The organism is Paenibacillus sp. FSL H7-0331, assembly GCF_001956045.1.
This window is the reverse complement of record NZ_MRTH01000015.1, coordinates 70,432-90,517: the sequence shown is the minus strand read 5'-3', so window position 1 is coordinate 90,517 and position 20,086 is coordinate 70,432. Positions and strand designations below refer to the sequence as shown.

The following is a 20,086-nucleotide window of genomic DNA, read 5'->3' as shown; positions in this document are numbered from 1 at the left end:
AGTGCCATGATGGCTTGAGCTGTGCTCTCTCGAATTCATCTTAAAAAACGAGGTGTTTATTCATGAGTGAGACAGATCGGAAGCTGCATATTAACTTATTTCTTTTTATGGCAGGACACCATGAGGCAGCCTGGAGACATCCGCTTGCCCAGCCGGAGCGCACACTGGATGTGAATTTTTACAAGCACTTGGCCCAAACGGCCGAGCGCGGTCTGCTGGATTCCCTATTTATTTCCGATAATTATTCGGGAACCTGGAGACGCTTTGAGCCGTTCACTTTGCTCTCAGGCTTGGCTACGGTAACCGAGCATATCGGCCTGATCGCAACGGTCAACACGACCTACAATGAGCCCTTCCATGTAGCACGTAAATTCGTATCCCTGGATCATCTGAGCGGAGGCAGAGCTGCCTGGAATATTGTAACCGGCGGTGGCTCGGATGCACATAACTTCGGACTGGACGAACACCCTGAGCATGCCAAGCGCTATGAAAATGCAGAGGAGTTCGTGGAGGTTGTCAAGCAGCTATGGGATAGCTGGGAGGATGATGCTCTCGTATATGACAAGCAGGCGGGTATCCAGATCGATAGCAGTAAAGTCCATGAAATCGACTTTAAAGGAAGCAGCTATTCGGTCAAGGGGCCGCTCAATATTCCACGTGGACCACAGGGGCATCCTGTACTGGTGCAGGCGGGCTCCTCAGACAGCGGCAAAGAGCTTGCAGCCAAAACGGCGGAAGTGATCTTCACGGCACAGCAATCGTTAACAGGTGCACAGGATTTCTATCGCGATGTCAAAGCAAGATTAGCCAAATATGGACGTACCCCGGAGCAGCTGCAAATTTTGCCGGGACTTAGCCCGATTCTTGCCGATACGGTTGCAGAAGCGAAGGATATTGAAAATGAGCTGTTTGAGCTGACCGATTGGAAGGGAGCGATTCAGCGGCTTTCCGAAAGGCTCGGAATCGACTTCAGCGGATATTCGCCCGACAGCCGGATTCCTTCTCTAGAAGGTGCACGCAGTGTTGAAACGATTCAAGGCATGAAAAGTCGGCACCAGCTGCTGATCGACCAGATCCATACAGAACAGCCAACTTTTCGTGAGCTTATTACGCATCTGGCTGGTGCCCGGGGACATCTTACCTTTACTGGCACTCCACTTCAGCTTGCGGATGTGATTGAGCATTGGTTTAAAGAGCGGGGCGCAGATGGCTTTAACCTGATGCCGCCGATATTCCCGAGCGGACTTGAGATATTTGTCGATAAGGTGATCCCGGAGCTGCAAAATCGTGGATTGTTCCGTACAGCTTATGAAGGCACAACCCTTCGTGAGAACCTGGGACTGGCTCGTCCTGTTAATCTGCGTCATGCAGTTACGAATTAGGCGGAATATTGCAACTGGGAAGCACATCGTACATCGCACAAATAACAATACCCCACCAATTCCACGAAATCGTGGTTTTGGTGGGGTATTTGTTTAAACGACAGTCTGTACTCGACTAATCTCTGGAATAATCGATTTGCAGGCCTTGTTTAATCCGGCGATAAATCGGAATGCGGGGCCATGTGTGTGGGAGGAGAGTGGGCCTGCAAAATAAAGTCCTGGAAGGCTGCTTTGGAAATGGGCGTCTAGCAGAGGGTATTGATCATATCCAGCTTCTTCACGCTTAATTTGCTGCAGCAAATGCTGATCGATGAATGGGACACGGTCCAATTGTATTTGGAATCCGGTAGCGGCCAGTACATGATCGACGATACGATGCTCACCATTGGTTAGCTTAAGAAACAGCTTGCCGTCAGCGGTCGTAGCTGCCTGCTCAACGGATACATGAGCCGTCTCTCGTATTTTGCCCTCGACATAAGGACGCAGGAAATTGGCAATGCTGCCGGCTGGTTTTGCCCAACGTGCTTGCTTTTGCTCCAGCGGCAAGTCGTAGAAGGTATTGGCTAGCTCAATTAATTCGATACCAGTAGCAGCTTTGACACTATAGTTCGGAGTTTCACGCCTATAAAGCAATTCGCATTCGCTGTCTGCGAGATGCAGCAGGGCTGCTGCTTCCCAAGCGCTTTGTCCGCTTCCGATTACAGCAACCTTTTTCCCAGTAAATGAGCTGAAGCTGCTGTAGCCAAATGTATGGGATACGAGGTCAGAGGAAATACCGGCGAATACCTCCGGAATATAAGCGTAGTGCTGCAGACCTGTTGCCACGATAACGTTATGTGCAGAGTATATTTGACCGGATTCGGTGGTGACCGAATATCCGTCTTTACTGGTTTCCATCCGCTGCAGAAGGGATACATACTCAGGCGTAAATACGACATTCGTTGTATCAGCAAACCACATGGCATAATGAACAAAAACAGGGCGGGGCAGGGGAGTCGTTATCTGAACCCCAGTTTCTTCTGAAAAACGTTCCAGTGTATACACGTTCTGTGGATCGGAAAGTCCTATGGAAATCGGATTGGTACGGATAAACATCTCCTGCGGCATTTGGTTTTGCCAAAAATGCATGGGATATCCCAGCAATTTGTAAGTCAAACCGTGAGCGGAAGCATGAGCTGCCAAGGAAATCCCATAAGGACCCGCACCGATAATAACTAAATCAAGCATGAAGGCCCTCCTAAAAGTTTTGCGTATGCAAAACTGACATCGTAAGCATTAACTGAGTTTTAATTTAGTTCAAATCCCTGATCGTGGAGGAATTCCGTGACATCATCGCGTTTTCGGGATTTCAGACGTTTAGCCATTTCCTTGGACCAGTTCGTGTCTCGATTGCCACCTACGCGAGTTGCCATAAAAGCCTGCAATGACTGATTATACTGTTCAATGCCTTCGTCGTAATGGTCGGTGGAGTAATGCTCCCGATGAAGGATTGTTTCTACAGGTAGACGGGGACGGGAGGTCGGCTCTTGATCCGGGTAACCGACACACATGCCAAAAACCGGATAAACCAGCTTAGGCAATCGTAAAAGCTCGGACACCTTGCGAATATTGTCGCGAATCCCTCCGATATAGACGGCCCCGAGTCCAAGTGATTCGGCTGCCAGTGTAGCATTTTGGGCTGCAAGTGCGGCATCAACCGTTGCGATAATAAAAATTTCAGTTGTGGTCGGTATTTGAATGTCTTCTACTGATGCGGTGGCATATTGAAGGCGGTACAAATCGGCGCACCAGACCAGGAATACAGGACATTCCTCAATATACGACTGATTGGCAGCCAATTTAGCAAGCTCACTCTTGATTTCGGGGTTCGTTACAGCAATGACACTATACGCCTGCATGTTGCTGGAGGTTGGAGCACTTTGTGCGGACTGGATAATGGCTTGGAGCTGTTCATCGGTCAATAAATCTGGTTTATACTTACGGATGGAGCGGTGCTGCTGTAATTGGCTTATTGTGGTATTCATCGCGGTTTCCCCTTTTCAACTTGAAGAAGTATGACTGCTGGACAACAAAAAAACCGAAGACTTCAGCCATTAGGCCAGTCTCCGGTGATCCGGTAGCAATTATAAACATATTATTCACAGTGTAATACTCGAAATTAAATATAGCATCGTTTTTTGGTGATGTCAACGTTCTTCGAGATGGATAGCTTAAGGTGACTTTCACTGCTGCATGCGGTATGATGCTTATAATTGGGGATTTACAAAATACGGGTACCACGTGTATAATGTGAATTAACTAAATGATTAAGAAAATTAAAGGAATGAGCGAGTATCTCTAACAAAATGATTTATTTACAGCAGGTTAAACAAAAAAATATGTCAGAGATCCTTGAACGGATTTGGGAATATCGTCAAATTTCGCGTGTGGAATTGGTCGAACTAACGGGGCTGACTTCAGGTACAATCACCAATCTTACACATGATCTGATACAATTGGGCATTTTGCGGGAAAATGAAGCCATTTCGGGAAATGTCGGGCGTAGACGGGTTATGCTCGGTTTTGACCCACGCTTTTACCGCATTATCGGGTTGGATATCGGACGCACCAGCTTTGAAATCATAGTGATGGATCTGAATGGAACCATCCTACAATCTATTGAACGAGAGATGAATGGCGTTCAAGGGCCGGAAGCCTATTTTCAGGTCATCACGCCGACTCTAACGACAGTAAAGCAGGAGATTGAAGCTGCTGGCGAAAAAATCCTTGGATTGGGAGTAGGCATTCCGGGCCCGATCTACTATGAGAGTGGGTCGCTCCTTGCACCTCCCAACTTTCCCGGCTGGAAAGGCTATCCGCTGAAGCAGATGCTGGAGCAGCAATTTGACCTTGTCACACTGATTGAGGATGATGCCAGAACCTCGGCAATGGCTGAACGCTGGTATGGTCTTGGAAAAAGTGTGCAAAATCTCGTTTCCATTACAATGGGAACCGGGATTGGTGGCGGTGTAGTTACCAATGGTAAAATCGTTCGCGGAACGAATGGACTATGCGGTCAGGTCGGCCATATGACGATTGTGCTGGATGGTAAAATGTGTGATTGCGGCAACCGCGGTTGTTGGGAAACAGTCGGTTCCATCCCGGGCATTCTGAGCCGTTGGTCACAGGGCAGCACGCTTATGGAGCTGCAGACAGCGATACGGCAGGGGGAGCCTGAAGCCCTTCGGTGTATCGACGAGACGCTTGCTTATTTGGAGGCAGCCTTGGTCAATGTTCAGAATCTGTACGATCCTGAGCTCATTTTACTCGGAGGCAGATTGTTTCCGTTGCTGGCAGAGCATTTGGACCAATTAAAGCCGCGTCTGCAGTCGAGACTGTATGCTTTTGCCAAAGACCGCTTGAGAATAGAGCCAGCTACCTTTGGGACGTCTCAAAGTGCGGTTGGTGCTGCTGCCTTAATGTTGGGCTTCCTGTTATCTGAGCCTGTTCGCTTGTTGTCGCTACAAGATAGCTAATCCCTGTCCGTTCTGGACAGGGGGCGGACCAAATTTTTTTTGAATAATTAACTTAATAATTAAGTAAATATAAAAAGAGGTGTAAAATGGCCGATTTACTGTATCGATCGCTGCGTAATGAAGGCTGTCGAATTGTTGATGACATTCAATACAAAGGCTACCGTTCGCTGCTGCTGGAAAATGACAAGCTGCTTATACATTTGCTGTTGGATAAAGGGGCGGAGCCTATTCGTTGGCTGCATAAACCTACAGATACCGATTTCATCTGGATATCAGGTCAGGGCCTGGTTCGCGCTAACGCATTATATTCGGATTATCAAAGCAGCTATATGGGCGGGTGGCAGGAAATGCTGCCGGAGGTGAGCTATACGTCGCAATATCGGGGAGCAACCGTGCACCGTGGAGAGTCGGCCGTGACGCCATGGGACTATCGCATTATAAAGGACGAATCTGACGAAATTCAGGTTGTGCTGACCAACTCTATCCGTTCTCTGCCTTTACGTGTGGAAAAGCGGATAACGCTCACCTCAGGAAGTGGAACGGTGAGAATCGAGGAGACACTGTACAACTTGTCACCAGCAACATCGGTAGAGGCGAACTGGGGGCATCATTTGGCCTACGGTGCTCCGTTTGTTGGGAGGGAAGCGGTAATTTCCCTCGGAGAAGGTGCTCAAATATGCGACCCGATCAGCGGTGAAAGCTGGGAATGGCCGTATATGATAAAAGAGGGGGCTGCTGTAGATTTATCGATCATGCCTGCTCCAGGTACCATAAGGGATTTGCTGTACATTAAATTGGCAGCTTATCAATATCGTGTGACCCATCCGCTTAAAGAAGTATCGCTTGAGGTTCGCTGGGATGGCGAGGTATGGCCGTATTTGTGGTATTGGCAAAATTTCATGGCTGACCGCGATGCTCCCTTTTTTGGCCGGGATTATAATATAGGGCTGGAAATGTTCAATATTCCACCGAAATTGACATTGAGTGAAGCGGCTGAGCAAGGATACGCGCTGGAGATCCCTGCCGGGGGGAGCATTTCTTCCTGGCTGGAGATTGAGGCAATTTCTGTAACGAAGTAAGTTTTGCTAACGCAAACTTATAAATAAGTGCGGAGAATAAATAGCGGAGTGACCGTGGTGTTCTGGAGATAGCGGAGCGGTGCCTTTGTTTCCGGAATTTTACCGCTATATTTTTATAGAATAAATCTGGAAACAACAGCTGAGAGTTTGCTTAAGCAAACTAGCTTCGTAAGCATCATCTCGGAGGAATACTTCGGTCACGCAGCGGGACTTATTCACCGTACTTATCAGCTTATGTTTTGCATACGCAAAACTCTAAGGTTAATGCTTACGAAGCTAGTTTTGCATACGCAAAACTCTAAGGTTAATGCTTACGAAGCTAGTTTTGCATACGCAAAACTTTAGGAGGAACCAAGTGGCACACACACAACGATTATCTTTTGAAGGTATTAAGACAAATTCCGTCTATTCACGGACGAATCTGGTCACGATCACCAACATGGCCCGTCCCTATGAAGATCAAGCTGATGCTTTAACGGCCACAGAGGCTCCTGAGTTTCAGCAGTTGATCGAGCATATCCTTGAAAAACGTCTGGCTGGCAAACCAGTGATCTGGTCGATGGGCGCGCATGTCATTAAAAACGGTTTGTCCCGATACATCATCGAACTGGTCAGACACGGATTCGTGACGCATGTTTCTGGTAATGGGGCTACCAGCATTCATGATTTTGAGTTGGCCTTTCTTGGTGAAACCTCCGAGGATGTAGCCCGCTCCATTGAGGACGGCTCCTTTGGGATGTGGGAGGAAACCGGTCGCTATATGAATGAAGCGATCCAACAGGGAGCGAAGCAAGGCTTGGGCTACGGCGCCAGTCTATACAAGTATTTGTCAGCAAATCCTGATAAGTTCCCATATTACGATGACTGCGTGTTCGTGCAATGCCAGAAGTATGGCGTCCCCTATACCTGCCATATCTCCATTGGAACCGATATTATTCACCAGCATCCCATCGTTGATTTTGCGGCTTTGGGAAAAGCTTCCGGTGTGGATTTTGACCGCATGTGCAGGTCCGTTGCGGAGATGAGTGACGGAGGTGTATTTCTTAATTTTGGATCAGCTATATCAGGCCCGGAAATTTTTCTGAAAGGATTATCGCTTGCCCGTAACCTTGGTCTGCCCATGCACGATATGATCGCGGCCAACTTCGATATTGTACCCGTGTCTGCAGATGAGAAGCCGGAACCCACTGACCCGGATTACCACTATCGTCCGCGCCGTGTGTTTATCGATAGGTTCAGTGAGCTTGGCGGGAAAGGTTATTTATTTCACGGGCTGCATCAGCAGACGATCCCGGCGTTGTTTCACAGTCTTTTGAGGAAAAAGCAGGAGCTTGGGATTGAATTCCCGCCAACGGCCGTCAAGAGTGAGGTTAATCAAGGCACCAAACCCGCATCAACCAATGGAAATAAAACGATCCTTCATCCAATCAGTACAAGAGTCAGCAGACTGCATGTAAAGGATTTGGTCGATCCATCAGCAAGCGCAACTGGCGATACGAGCTCGAATCATGCTGCTTCGCAGCAACCGTGGCAATCTCCACATTTCGACGAATTCATGCAGCGGCTGCTGCTAGCCAGAGTGCACAGCAATCGAATTCTCGTCTCCATTGGAGGCAATATGATAGGCAGCGGCGTTAACCGTTTGCTGATCGATCTGATCCGGCGAGGTTTCATTAGCCATCTGGCTGTGAATGGAGCCGCCTGCTTTCAGGATGTAGAGCTTGCAATAAGCGGGCAGGCAGAAGAGCGGGAGGATGGTTATTTACGCGAAGGAAAGCTGGGCATGTGGCAGGAGGCAGGAGATTTGATCCATCAGGCACTTGAGGATGGCCATGTGTCCAAACGTGGTTATGGTGAAAGCTTGATCGATTACAGCCGTAAGCATCCGCACAAGCTGCCCTACCTTGAAGAAAGCTTGCTTGGGGCATGCGCCAAATACGATATTCCTTATACATGTCATATTACGATAGGTACCGATGATATCCAACTGCACCCAAAATCGAATTTAAGCATTCAGGCTGGTGCCAGTGGCTATGATTTTCAATCGTATTGTCACACGGTTGCGCATCTGGAGGGCGGGGTGTTCATGAACTTTGGCTCATCGGTTACGGGGCCTGAGGTATTTCTGAAGGCACTGTCGATCGCCAGAAATTTGCAATATCCTGTGAATCAGATTACGACCGCTAACTTTGATATTATCCGGCTTGGTGATTATTCGCTTAAAGTCGGTTATGCCGATTGGGAGTATTACTACCGTCCGCGCAAAAATATCGTACATCGTCCCACCAGTCTTGGCGGGAAAGGATTTCATTTTGAAGGCCTGCATCAGGAGACCATTCCGGCAATCTGGAAAGCGATTGAAGCAGCTGAAGCCAAAAGTTGATCCATTAGAAAATTCGTTACTCGATGTTTCATAGAAAGCAATATTATCCATTATCATCCAGGTAGAAGGAGACGGGCTCGAATGACAAGTGAAAAGCAGGCAGTTCGGATTAAAGCGGTGCTGTTCGATTTTGACGGTACATTATCGACACTCAGGGCAGGTTGGGAGGAAGTCATGATTCCTCTTTTTACGGAAATGATTACAGGCGATCACCAACTGACAGCTGAGGAAGCAGAGAAGCTGAATGAGGAAATTATCGATTACATTGATCAATCCACAGGGATTCAAACTATTTTCCAGATGCGCTGGCTGGCCGAGAAGGTAAAGGAAAAGGGCTGGAATACGGAAATACTCGGAGAATGGGAATATAAAGCGGAATACAACAGGCGTCTGCTGCTCCAGGTGAATGAGCGGATCAGGGGCTTAGAAACGGGGCTGTATCAACCATCGGATTTTTTGATAAAGGGTTCGGAACGTATCCTTGAGCTGCTGCAGCAGCGTGGAATCCCGATGTACATCGCCAGTGGAACCGACCATCCCGATGTCGTTCATGAGGCTGAGGTGCTCGGCGTTAGGACGTATTTCAAAGAAATTGCCGGCGCTCCGGTTGGACGTGCGGACTGCTCCAAGGAGAAGGTCATCAGGGATCTGCTGGGGCACGAGCAGTTCGATAGTGAAGGGCTTGCGGTCATTGGAGATGGCAAGGTAGAGATCAGGTTGGCTAAGGAAAATGGTGCATTGGCGCTTGGGCTGGCTAGTGACGAAGACAAGCGTGAGGGACTGAATCCCATCAAGCTGGAAAGACTGCAGGCTGCAGGAGCGGACTGGATAGCAGGGGATTTCACGGACATGACAAAATGGAAGCAATGGTTGGGGTTGGACAGCTAAAAGGTACATAAGTGCCGGACTGACGGAGTAAATTTTCTTACGAAAACCAGAAGTGCGATGAATAAAGAGCGGAGCGGCCAAATGATCCTGTAGAAGCGCCAGCGCTCGCCTTTGTTTCCGTATTTTTACTGCTAAATCTCTTATAAAATTAAAAAATACGGAAACAACAGCGATCGGAAGGATATTTGGACGCGCAGCGGGACTTATTCACCGGACTTCTAGAAGAAGCTTACGAAGTAAGTTTTCTTACAAAAACCTTGAGGGGGATTATACATGTTTTTAACATTGGATAAATTAGCAAAGCGTATTGAGGAGCTGAAGGAGCACCGTTATATCGATCATCGTGAGCTGCCCTCTTACTTGTTCTGGATCGATAAGGAGGCAGAAATTGCCGCGAAGCCGCCTGAGGATGCAGCCTGGGATCGTATTGCTATCGGCGACAGATGGAAAGGGTGGGATTTGACCGCTTGGTTGAAAACCGAAGCAACCATCCCCGCGGAATGGACGGACAGACAAATTGTTGGCTTGTTCGATTTTGGCAAAACCGGCTCCGGTCATAACTGGGGCTTCGAATCACTGCTCTATGTGAATGGAGAGCCTTATCAGGGTGTGGGCAGCAATCATACGGAGGTATGGTTCCCCGAATCGTATAGAGGGCAAAAGGTGGAGCTATTATTTAAAGTGTGGAGCGGATTAAGCGGAGCCGATGGTACGAAAACCGTGCAGGAGCATCAGCTCCGGACGTCCGCATTTGCCGTGCTCGAAACGGAAACGGACGACTTGTATCATACCGCGTTCGCTGTGTATCATACGATTCAGGTATTGGAGGAGAACCGCTGGGAACGACAGGCGTTGGTGAAAGCGCTTGACCGTGCTTTTCTTCTGCTGAATTGGAGGGTTCCTGGAGACGAGGCATTCTACGCAAGTGTTAAGGAGGCTAATCAGAAGCTGAAGGATGAGTTGGCGAAGCTGCCCACCTACCAGCCTCTAACCGTTCGCTGCATCGGTCATACGCATATCGATGTGGCCTGGCTGTGGCGATTGAAGCATACGCGGGAGAAAGCAGTTCGTTCTTTCTCGACGGTGCTGCGCTTGATGGAGCAGTTCCCGGAATATGTATTTTTACAAACGCAGCCGCAGCTGTATGAATATATCCAGCAGGATTACCCTGAGGTTTTTGCCAAAATTAAAGAGCGTGTTCAGGAAGGACGCTGGGAGGCTGGAGGCGCTATGTGGCTGGAGTCGGACTGCAACATCCCTTCCGGGGAGTCGCTTGTCCGCCAGCTTCTGTATGGCATACGCTACTTCGAGCATACCTTCGGTGTGAAATGCGAATATTTATGGCTGCCCGATGTGTTCGGGTACAGCTGGGCACTGCCGCAAATTTTACAAAAGAGCGGACTGCGCCATTTTATGACGTCCAAAATCAGCTGGAATGTATATAACCGCTTTCCGCACGATACCTTTTATTGGCGCGGAATTGATGGGACTGAGGTGCTGACGCATTATATTACGACGCCGGACCCTGATATTCCGGAGAGCACATTCACCCGCTTCTATACCTACAACGGTCAGGTGCTGCCTGCTACATTAAGCGGGATCTGGAACAATTACCGTGATAAGGAAGTCAACGATTCCGAGCTGCTGTTATCCTACGGTTGGGGAGACGGTGGCGGTGGACCGACACGTACGATGCTGGAAATGCGCAGAAGACTGGAAAATATGCCGGGCTTGCCGAAGGCGACAACAGGTCGGGCCGACGAATTTTTCAACAAGTTGGAGCAAACGGTAGAGCAAACAGACCGCTACGTTCACCATTGGGACGGGGAGCTGTATTTGGAGCTGCATCGCGGTACCTATACCTCACAGGCCTATGTGAAAAAGATGAATCGCCATATGGAATTTTTGCTGCGTGATGCCGAGATTGTGTCGATCTTTAACAGTCCGCTCACCGGTTATTCCAGTTATCCGCAAAAGCAGCTGTATGACAGCTGGAAAATTGTACTGCGCAACCAGTTCCATGATATTTTGCCGGGCTCCTCAATTACAGAGGTCTACGAGGATTGTCGTATTGAGTATGCGGAGTCGGAGCGGCTGGCTCAGGGAGCACTTACGGATGGGTTGAGTCTGTTAACCTCATGCATATCCTTGGAAGGCGAGGGCTGGATGATATTCAACTCCTTGCCATGGACGCGCAGCGAGCTGGTAGACTTATCCTGGAAGGAAGACTATGAAGGACAACAGTGGGTGGATGCTGAAGGCCGTGTCCTTGCTGCTGAACGGATTCGTGGATTTGATGCCGATGGAGTAGGAGATCGGCTGCTGCTGCTGGTCAACGACATTCCGGCGATGGGCTACACGACGATTCGTATGGAGTCAAATGAAGGACTAGATGCAGCAGCTTCGACGGATGCAACCGGAACAGTCGATCTGGCTGCAGCAAAGCTGCAGGAAGTACCAGCAGCGCTGACACCAGCAACAACAGAGGTTATGCAACCTTCACCATTCTCCTTCACAGAGAATGGAGTGTCGACTCCATTTTATGATATCGAGTGGAATGAGTTTGGTCAGCTTAGCCGCTTGTTCGATAAACGCTCTAAGCGAGAAGTGCTTGCCGCGGGAGAGACGGGCAATCGCTTTGATGTGCACGAGGATAAGCCAGCGTATCATGATAATTGGGAAATCGATATTTTTTATGTGGAAAAGGTCCGTCATGTTACGGAATTGCAATCGGTGGTCTGGCTAGAGAAAGGTCCGCTGCGCGCCGTTGCCCAATTTGAATGGTCATATGGTAAGACGGTCATCCGTCAGGAGCTGATTGTGCATGCACATCACCCGCGGATTGATTTCTCCACCTGGGTCGATTGGCACGAGCGTGAGACGCTGCTGAAGGTGGCCTTCCCGGTATGCGTTCGTGCAGCCGCGGCGACTTATGAAATTCAATTTGGACACGTACAGCGTCCGACTCATTGGAACACGAGCTGGGATTATGCGCGGTTTGAGACGTGCGCACATAAATGGGTAGATCTTTCCGAACGTGGATTCGGCGTCAGCCTATTAAACGATTGCAAATACGGCCACGACATAAAGGATCATGTGATGAGGCTCACGTTAATTAAGTCCTCCAATAAGCCAGATCCTGAATGCGATAAGGGTGAGCATACCTTCACATACTCCTTACTTCCACATGATGGCGATTGGTTCGCAGCGGGTACTGTAGAGCAGGCCTATCGGTTGAATGTGCCTGTCGTGGTTTCGGAAATAACAGCTCAGGCAAGCCGTCCACAATCGCAGTCTCTGCCTGCGCAGTTAAGCTTTATTGGAGTGAGTGGTGATCATGTTATGATTGATACCGTCAAGAAAGCCGAGGATTCAGACAGCTGGATCGTACGGTGCTATGAATACGCAGGTAAACGCGGCGAAGTCACCTTTACTACGCATTTCAAAGTCGACCAGGCCGAAGAGGTCAATCTGGTTGAACAAGAGGGTATTCCTGTTGAGCATGGCGAGCATGGGTTCGGAGCTTTCTTCAATCCATTTGAACTGAAAACATTCCGCATCGTCCTGGCAGCGCAGTCGGAGGACCAGGAAGGGAGACAGTCTCATGCTCAGTGACGAATCGATGAACCTGGCTTCGATCCGGCAATTTGACGGATTGGCTCGGGAGCAGGTATCTGATATTTTGCAGCGCATATCCCGATTAAAGGTCGGTGTGATCGGGGATGGCTGCCTCGATATGTATTGGCATGCCGATATGACGGCCAGTGAATTGTCCAGAGAGACGCCGCACTATAATGTACCGGTTGTTGGGGAGCGCTTCGCTCCCGGAGCAGCCGGCAATGCAGCAGTTAATTTCAAAGCACTTGGCTGTGAAGAGGTCAGCTTCTGCTCGATTGCAGGAGACGACTGGCGCGGACATCTGCTGAAGGAGGCTTTACGCTCACGCGGTATCAATGATGCGTTTGTGCAGGTGGAACCGGGGCGAGTCACTCCCGCCTACTGCAAGGTTATGCTGCACGGCTTGCAGGAGGTGCGACAGGAGGCGCCGCGGATAGATTTTATCAATCAGGAAGGTTTGTCCGACGCTGCCGGGCACAGGGTTGTCCAGCAGTTGGACCGCATGGCGGAAAAAGTCGATGTTATCAGCGTAACCGACCAGCTGGAGTATGGTGTGGTCGGTTCTATCGTCCGCGAGCGGCTGAGTTACTGGGCAAGTCTGGGGAAAAAAATCGTTGTAGACAGCCGAGATCGGATCGGTACATTCAAGAATGTCGTGCTAAAGCCGAACGAGCTGGAGGCATTGCGCTGGTATAATGGAAGCTCGAAGCATCAACAAGCCACAGAAAGTGGTATATTGAAAGCAGGATTGCAGCTGAGTAAACAGGCCGGTGCTCCTTGCTGCATCACCTTGGGGGAAAAAGGAGCGGTATGGTTCGAAAATAATGAGATGATACTGGTGCCGACACGGCCAGTGCCGCCTCCTATTGATATCGTGGGCGCAGGCGATTCATTCACGGCCGCTTTTTTATCCGCTTGGGGGACCGGGTGCACAGGGCCAGAAGCAGCAGCATTCGCACATCTGGCGGCAGCGGTTACAGTGAGGAAGTGCGGTGAGACCGGGACGGCATCTCCGCAAGAAATATTGGACCGCTGGGATCATAGTGAAGTTTAGAAGTCCGGTAAATAACGAGCGCAGCGGGACTTATTCACCGGACTTCTAAACAGGTAGCATAAATGGGATTCGGGCATAAGGAATCATACTCATGCCCGACCCATGTATTTAACAAGGGGGATACAGAGATGAAAGGTCATCCATTGAAGCAGCTATTCCCGGCGAACAAATTATTTGCCAAAATTTTGATGTACTTTCTTTCCTTATTGATTCCCATCATGATCATAGGGTTGATCGTGTATTTCAATGTTGATCAAGTTGTAAAAAAGGATGTTTCTCAGAAGCTGACGGATAATTTGAAGTTTTCTTCACAAACGGTTGATATTTATTTGCGCAGTGCACAATTGACCAACAATAATTTATTTTCAAACCCGATTATCGAACAAAATTTAAAGCCTTATATGCAGATGAACAACGAAGAAAAATTGAGTATGCAATTAATTGTAAGAGCGATTGCGGGAAATCGGAATACGATCAGCTCTTTCATTGATCATATTTTTATGTACACGGACACGGTAAAGGTTTACACGAGCCAGGAGATGGCTGACTTTGATATGTTCTTCGACAAGTTTTACCGGATGGAAGGCTACGATAAAGAGTTTTGGAAGAAAAAGCTGCAAGCAAGCAGTTTTTTTGAGCTGCTGCCGCCAACGGATGTACATAACTACATCGATAACGATATTACCCGAAAGGTAATTCCAAGCGTATCAACCCAATATGTTAATGGCAGATTGGTCACGATGGTAACAAGCCTGTCACTGCAGGCGATTTCTGCTTCCCTTAAAAATAATGCGATGTATGCATCGACTACATATCTCATATTGGATAAAAAGCGTCAAGTGATTTTGAACGAAAGCGGCTACAGTGCTGAAATGATTGAACAAATCAGCAAGCATTTAGATAAAACGGATTCCACGGAGTTCATGGAGGTTGCTGACGAGCAAGCCTTGGTCGTCCATATGCCTTCAGAAGCTTTTGGCTGGGACTATTATTCCATTACGCCGGTTCAAGCCTTTGGCAAGGAGCCAGCGAGCATCCTGAGCCTCGTATTTTGGATATGCATCACTTTGATGATTATTGGCGTTTGCTTTTCCTTTATATTCAGTATGAATCTGTACAATCCCATCAAAAACATCCGCAATATTCTCGTTCAGAGTGAAAAGGAAATCGAATTTACGAATGAACTGAGAAGCAGCGATGAGTTAAGTGTCATTGGCAGCCGGATTGATCAGTTGATCCAGCAAAATCGGGACGCGGTGCAGAAGGTGAGTCAATATTCCAACGGGCTGCTGGATCATTTTTTTGCCAGTTTATTTCGCGGTCAGCCCTGGACGCAGCAGGAGACGCTGGATCAGGTTCTGGACGATATCGGTTTTCGCGGCGACAGCTATTTGTGCTGCTGCTTTATGTTTCATTACAAAGAACGGTTTTATCGGGACATTGAGGAAGCAGACCGATTATTGATTCAGGAAAAAATGAAAAAGGTTTTATGGGGGATCATGCAGCAGCAGGTGAACTGCTACTTGATGGAGTATGAGCACAATTTTTATGTATGCATGGTTAATCTGAAGCAGGAAGCAGACAATGAGCGGCTAGTGCTGGCGCTGGATTCCATTAAGAAAACCTTTGAGTACGATATGATTTACTGCGAGCTGATTATCGGACTGGGCAAAACGTATGACAAGGTGAGCGATATCGCCAAATCCTACAGCGATGCCATTACAGCGATGGATCAGTGGAAGGATCATTCAGATATAGCCATTGCGGATGCGGTCGGACTGACTATCGAGCAAAGCTATTACTACTCATTTCTGGATGAGAAAAAAATCGTCAATGGCTTGAAGGCCGGTAATGTAGAGGTACTGGCAACCGAGGTGGAGGGTCTGATCCAAGCCAATAAAAGCCGCGGCGTATCCTATACGCATCTTGGAGTCCTGCTCGTTGAATTGTGGAATACAGGGATTCGCTATGCGAATGAGCGGCAGCTGGACATACACCTTCTCCTTACCGAAGAGGAGTATGCGGTGCTTGCCAATAAAAATATAACACCCAATGAGTTTACGGATCGTGTAGAGAGGCTGATTAACTTCTACGAGCGGATCGTTGCTGAAACAGGGACCAAGGGAGAGCGTCGGACGGGTACGGTGATCTCTTTTATTACTGCCTATATTGAAAGCAACTATGCCAAGGATATTTATCTCGAAAACATTGCTAATGAAATTGGATTGTCAGCCAAGTATGTCTCCCGGATGTTTAAAGAAACGACAGGAACGAGTATTACGGATTATATCAGCTTGATCCGGATGGCCAAGGCCAAGGAGCTGCTGACGGAGACGGATTTGAAAGTGAATGAAATTGCAGATCGGATCGGGATGAACAGCAGAACGACCTTCCTCCGAATGTTTAAGAAGCATGAAGGCATCTCACCTATCGACTACCGCCATATCAAAGCCAGAAAAGAGTGAAAATCGTCCTTTTGTAACAGGGTGGAATAAAGTATCATCGCTGTCCGAAGTGGAATAACGTATCATCGTGCGTCGTATCGGATGTATTCAAGGTTGCAGAATACCGCTTACACTATGGGTGTGAAAGCAACATTACATGTTTCAAGGAGGAGAACGACGATGAACAAAAAGGGGTATCTGGCCGCAGGCTGCTCGGTCGCTTTATTAGGAACTATAGTAGCAGGCTGCAGCACAGCTGGAACAAAACCAGAGGCAGGAACGAAGGCAGCAGACGATGCGAAGAACGCAAAGCCGGTAACTGTAACATGGATGAGGTATGAGCATCCGAGCCAACCGCTGATCGCCAACTCGATGGTCGTGCAGGAAAGTCTGAAAAGAAAGAACATCAAGCTTGAAATTCAAAGCACTCCGCAAAGCAATTACGATGATAAAAAGAAGACGTTGATAGCTACGAATACACTGCCTGATGTGCTGCTAGTCAAGCAGGATGATATTTCCAACTTTGCAGATACGGGTGTGTTTCTGGATCTGACTCCTTATTTGGATAAGATGCCGAACTTCAAAAAAGTAATCGCAGACAACCCGGAAATTAACAAAAATAAAATTGATGGCAAGTTGTACGGCTTTCCGCTTGCGCAAAAGTTAGGTGCTTCTCAATCAGGTCAGGTACCTGTTATTCGGGTCGATCTATTGAAAAAGCTGAATATTCCAACCCCAACTACCTATGAAGAATTGTATCAGGCTTTTAAAAAGCTAAAAGAAGCTTATCCGGATACGTTCCCGTTCACGAGCCGCGCGGCAAATGGGTTAACGGGCACTGAAAACCTGATCAACCCGATCGCTTTTGGAATGGGCAGCGGTTATACGAATGTAAGTGGAGCCAAGATTTATTATGATCCTGCGTTGAAGCAATATAAATTTGGACCAGCAATGCCGCAATTTAAAGATGCTGTTACTTACTTGAACAAGCTGTATCGCGAGAAATTGCTCGATCCGGATTATACGACCTCAACCTCGCAAATTTGGCAGGAGAAGCTGAGCTCGGGCAAATCGTTGTATTATATGGATAATACTGGGTTTGGCGTTAATTTCAATACGGCCCTGCAGAAGAAGGATCCCGATGCGCAATTTGATATGCTGCCGATTCTTGCCAGCGACAAGGGCGTAAAGCGTGGTCTGCTGTATCAGCTTGACCATTTGTCCGAATCCTACGCAATTAGCGCAAGCGTGAAAAATCCCGATAAAATCATCGAATATATCGATTGGATTTACTCCGAAGAAGGTACGAAATTATTTTCCTGGGGAATTGAAAATGAGCATTACACGATGGTTGACGGAAAACCGATTAGAAAAGAAGAATTTGCTAACAAGTTCAAGGATAAAACCGATCCGTTTGCAGCTATCAAATCGGAGCTTGGAACCAGCTACCTAGGTTTTGCTCTATATGCTGATGATACTGTTGATATTCCAGGACAAGCGAAGCTCATGACGGAATGGACCAATAAAAACCTTGCCTACATCAAAGATGGCTCAGCGTTTAGAATGGCGTATGATCCTGCATTTACCAAAGAAGAGCGTGAGAAATTGAAGCAGCTGCGGACGCAGTTGGATGCTTACCTGACGCAAACGATGGATAAATTCATTATGACCGACGGTGCAATAGACAAGGAATGGGCTGCTTTTATTCAGCAATGTAAGGATAAAGGCTCGGAGGAAATTGAAAAAATCTATAATACGGCACTAGCCCGAGTTAAATAAAGGATGGAAGAGAGGGACCTGATCTTAGTCCATGGACGGGGACGGTCCCTTCATTTTCACCCAAAGGAGCGGATTATTATGTCGACCATCACTGGCAGTACGTCCTTGTCATCCAACCCTTCGGTTAACAAGAAAACCAAATGGCAGCAAGTAAGAAGAAAGCTGCGGAAAAGCCAATATTTGTATGCCATGTTCGTGCTTCCGTTTATTTATTTTCTTATTTTTCACTATGCTCCGATGATCGGCAATATTATGGCTTTTCAAGATTATTCGATCATAAAAGGTGTTTTTCACAGTCCGTGGGCGGGATTAAAATATTTCAAGCAATTTTTGTATGAGCCTTACTTCTGGAAGGTGCTTCGTAATACGTTAATGCTCAATTTCTATGCACTGATTTTTTATTTCCCGGCTCCAATTATTTTTGCGATTTTGCTAAATGAGCTGCGAAGCAGTCTGTTCAAGCGGTTTATTCAAACGGTGACCTATGTTCCGCATTTCTTGTCGACCGTCGTTATTGCCGGGATGATCGTCAATTTTGTCTCGATTTCCGGTTTGTTCAATCAATTGATCGTTCATTTCGGTGGAGAAGCACAAACGTTTCTTGCCTTGCCGGAGTGGTTCCGTACCATCTATATCAGCTCCGAGATCTGGCAGGGTATGGGCTGGAATTCGATTATTTATTTGGCCGCCTTGGCCTCGATTGACCCTGGATTGTATGAAGCGGCAACTATTGATGGTGCCAACAGATGGCACAAAATTCGCCATATCACACTACCTGGTTTGGCTACAGTAGCAACGATATTATTACTGTTAACGATTGGACATATGCTATCTGTAGGCTTCGAAAAAATTATTTTGCTGTACAGCGGCCCGACCTATGAAACCGCAGATGTGCTGCAAACCTATGTGTACCGGCGCGGACTTATTGACGCTGATTTCAGCTTTGCTGCGGCCGTGGGCATATTTCAATCCGTCATCTCGCTTGTATTGATTGTCGTGGCCAATCAGGCTGCCAAAAAGATACAGGGTGCCAGTTTATTTTAATTTATCCTTGAGGAGGACAACTACGGGATGAGACTTAACAAAATAAGTCCCTTTGACATTGTGAATGTGCTGCTCATGCTGGTTTTAATCATCGTTACGATCTATCCCCTCTATTATATGGCAATTGTGTCCGTAAGCTCGGGCATTGCGGTGCAGAGGGGCGATGTATTTTTGTACCCGATTGAGTTTTCAATGAAAGCTTACGGGATTGTTATGGATGATCCGGCCATTCTGCGTTCCTATACGAACACGCTGCTGTACACCTCGCTTGGTGTCATTGTCAATTTATTGATGACGACGCTGTGCGCGTATCCACTCTCGAAAAGGTATTTATACGGAAGATCGCTGTTTGCATTTTTCGTAGTATTTACGATGTTTTTCGATGGCGGATTGATTCCAAGGTATACAGTCGTTCATTCGCTCGGCATGGTGAATACGATATGGGCGCTGCTGATTCCGACAGCGGTCAATGTGTTCAACATGATTTTGATGCGAACCTTCTTTGAGGAAATACCGGAAGCCCTCTATGAGTCGGCAACGGTGGATGGTGCTGGAGAATTAAAAATATTATGGAAGATCGTGCTGCCGTTATCGCTGCCGGTTATGGCGACGATGTTTATCTTTTATGCGGTAGCGCACTGGAACAGCTTCTTCCCGGCTTTGATTTATTTGAACGATAAATCGATGTTCCCGCTGCAAATTCTTGTACGGAACATTGTCGTTCAGGGCGAGCTTACTTCACAAGCAACAGAAACAGGCTCTGCCGAAGGCATTACGATGATGGCTCAAAATATTAAGTATGCCGTCGTATACGTAGTCATTTTACCGATTCTGCTGGTGTACCCGTTTGTTCAAAAGTATTTCATACAGGGCGCTATGCTGGGAGCGGTAAAGGGTTAG

General features: G+C 47.7%; 13 protein-coding genes. 11 read left to right on the top strand and 2 right to left on the bottom strand.

The window, feature by feature from the left end; all coding sequences use genetic code 11:
• Positions 1 to 62: 62 nt before the first annotated feature.
• A complete protein-coding gene (locus BK127_RS22035) occupies positions 63 to 1,382 on the top strand; it encodes an LLM class flavin-dependent oxidoreductase (protein WP_076233679.1) in 1,320 nt (439 codons plus the stop codon).
• Between the two features lie 93 nt (positions 1,383 to 1,475).
• On the opposite strand, the gene BK127_RS22030 is transcribed toward BK127_RS22035, so the two are convergent.
• Together BK127_RS22030 and nfsA are read right to left on the bottom strand one after the other, a co-directional pair.
• Positions 1,476 to 2,609, bottom strand: a complete 1,134-nt coding sequence (locus BK127_RS22030; RefSeq protein WP_076233678.1) for an NAD(P)-binding domain-containing protein — start codon at positions 2,607 to 2,609, stop codon at positions 1,476 to 1,478.
• A 59-nt stretch (positions 2,610 to 2,668) separates the two neighbouring features.
• Complete coding sequence (gene nfsA, locus BK127_RS22025; protein WP_076233677.1) at positions 2,669 to 3,406, bottom strand: oxygen-insensitive NADPH nitroreductase; 738 nt, start codon at positions 3,404 to 3,406, stop codon at positions 2,669 to 2,671.
• Between the two features lie 321 nt (positions 3,407 to 3,727).
• Between nfsA and BK127_RS22020 the strand changes: the two genes are divergently transcribed.
• From BK127_RS22020 to BK127_RS21975, 10 genes are all read left to right on the top strand, one after another.
• The gene (locus BK127_RS22020; RefSeq protein ID WP_076233676.1) at positions 3,728 to 4,897 is read left to right on the top strand and encodes an ROK family protein; all 1,170 of its coding nucleotides are present in this window, start codon (positions 3,728 to 3,730) and stop codon (positions 4,895 to 4,897) included.
• A gap of 86 nt (positions 4,898 to 4,983) precedes the next feature.
• On the top strand, positions 4,984 to 5,976 hold the full coding sequence (locus BK127_RS22015; RefSeq protein WP_076233675.1) for a DUF4432 family protein: 993 nt from the start codon (positions 4,984 to 4,986) through the stop codon (positions 5,974 to 5,976).
• Positions 5,977 to 6,331: 355 nt separating this feature from the next.
• A complete protein-coding gene (locus BK127_RS43820) occupies positions 6,332 to 8,359 on the top strand; it encodes a GSU2086 family protein (RefSeq protein ID WP_076233674.1) in 2,028 nt (675 codons plus the stop codon).
• 81 nt (positions 8,360 to 8,440) lie between these two features.
• Entirely contained in the window at positions 8,441 to 9,247 is an 807-nt protein-coding gene (locus BK127_RS22005) for an HAD family hydrolase (RefSeq protein WP_076233673.1), read from the top strand.
• A gap of 273 nt (positions 9,248 to 9,520) precedes the next feature.
• Positions 9,521 to 12,862 (top strand): alpha-mannosidase, encoded by a 3,342-nt coding sequence (locus tag BK127_RS22000; RefSeq protein WP_076233672.1) that lies wholly within the window; start codon positions 9,521 to 9,523, stop codon positions 12,860 to 12,862.
• The gene (locus BK127_RS21995) at positions 12,852 to 13,919 is read left to right on the top strand and encodes a bifunctional heptose 7-phosphate kinase/heptose 1-phosphate adenyltransferase (RefSeq protein ID WP_083689474.1); all 1,068 of its coding nucleotides are present in this window, start codon (positions 12,852 to 12,854) and stop codon (positions 13,917 to 13,919) included. The genes BK127_RS22000 and BK127_RS21995 overlap by 11 nt, the downstream gene beginning before the upstream one ends.
• Before the next feature lie 128 nt (positions 13,920 to 14,047).
• A complete protein-coding gene (locus tag BK127_RS21990; protein ID WP_076233671.1) occupies positions 14,048 to 16,384 on the top strand; it encodes a helix-turn-helix domain-containing protein in 2,337 nt (778 codons plus the stop codon).
• Between the two features lie 159 nt (positions 16,385 to 16,543).
• On the top strand, positions 16,544 to 18,142 hold the full coding sequence (locus BK127_RS21985; RefSeq protein ID WP_076233670.1) for an extracellular solute-binding protein: 1,599 nt from the start codon (positions 16,544 to 16,546) through the stop codon (positions 18,140 to 18,142).
• Positions 18,143 to 18,220: 78 nt separating this feature from the next.
• The gene (locus tag BK127_RS21980) at positions 18,221 to 19,186 is read left to right on the top strand and encodes an ABC transporter permease (RefSeq protein WP_076233669.1); all 966 of its coding nucleotides are present in this window, start codon (positions 18,221 to 18,223) and stop codon (positions 19,184 to 19,186) included.
• Between the two features lie 27 nt (positions 19,187 to 19,213).
• Positions 19,214 to 20,086: a carbohydrate ABC transporter permease gene (locus BK127_RS21975; RefSeq protein WP_076233668.1), complete on the top strand. Its 873-nt coding sequence runs from the start codon at positions 19,214 to 19,216 to the stop codon at positions 20,084 to 20,086.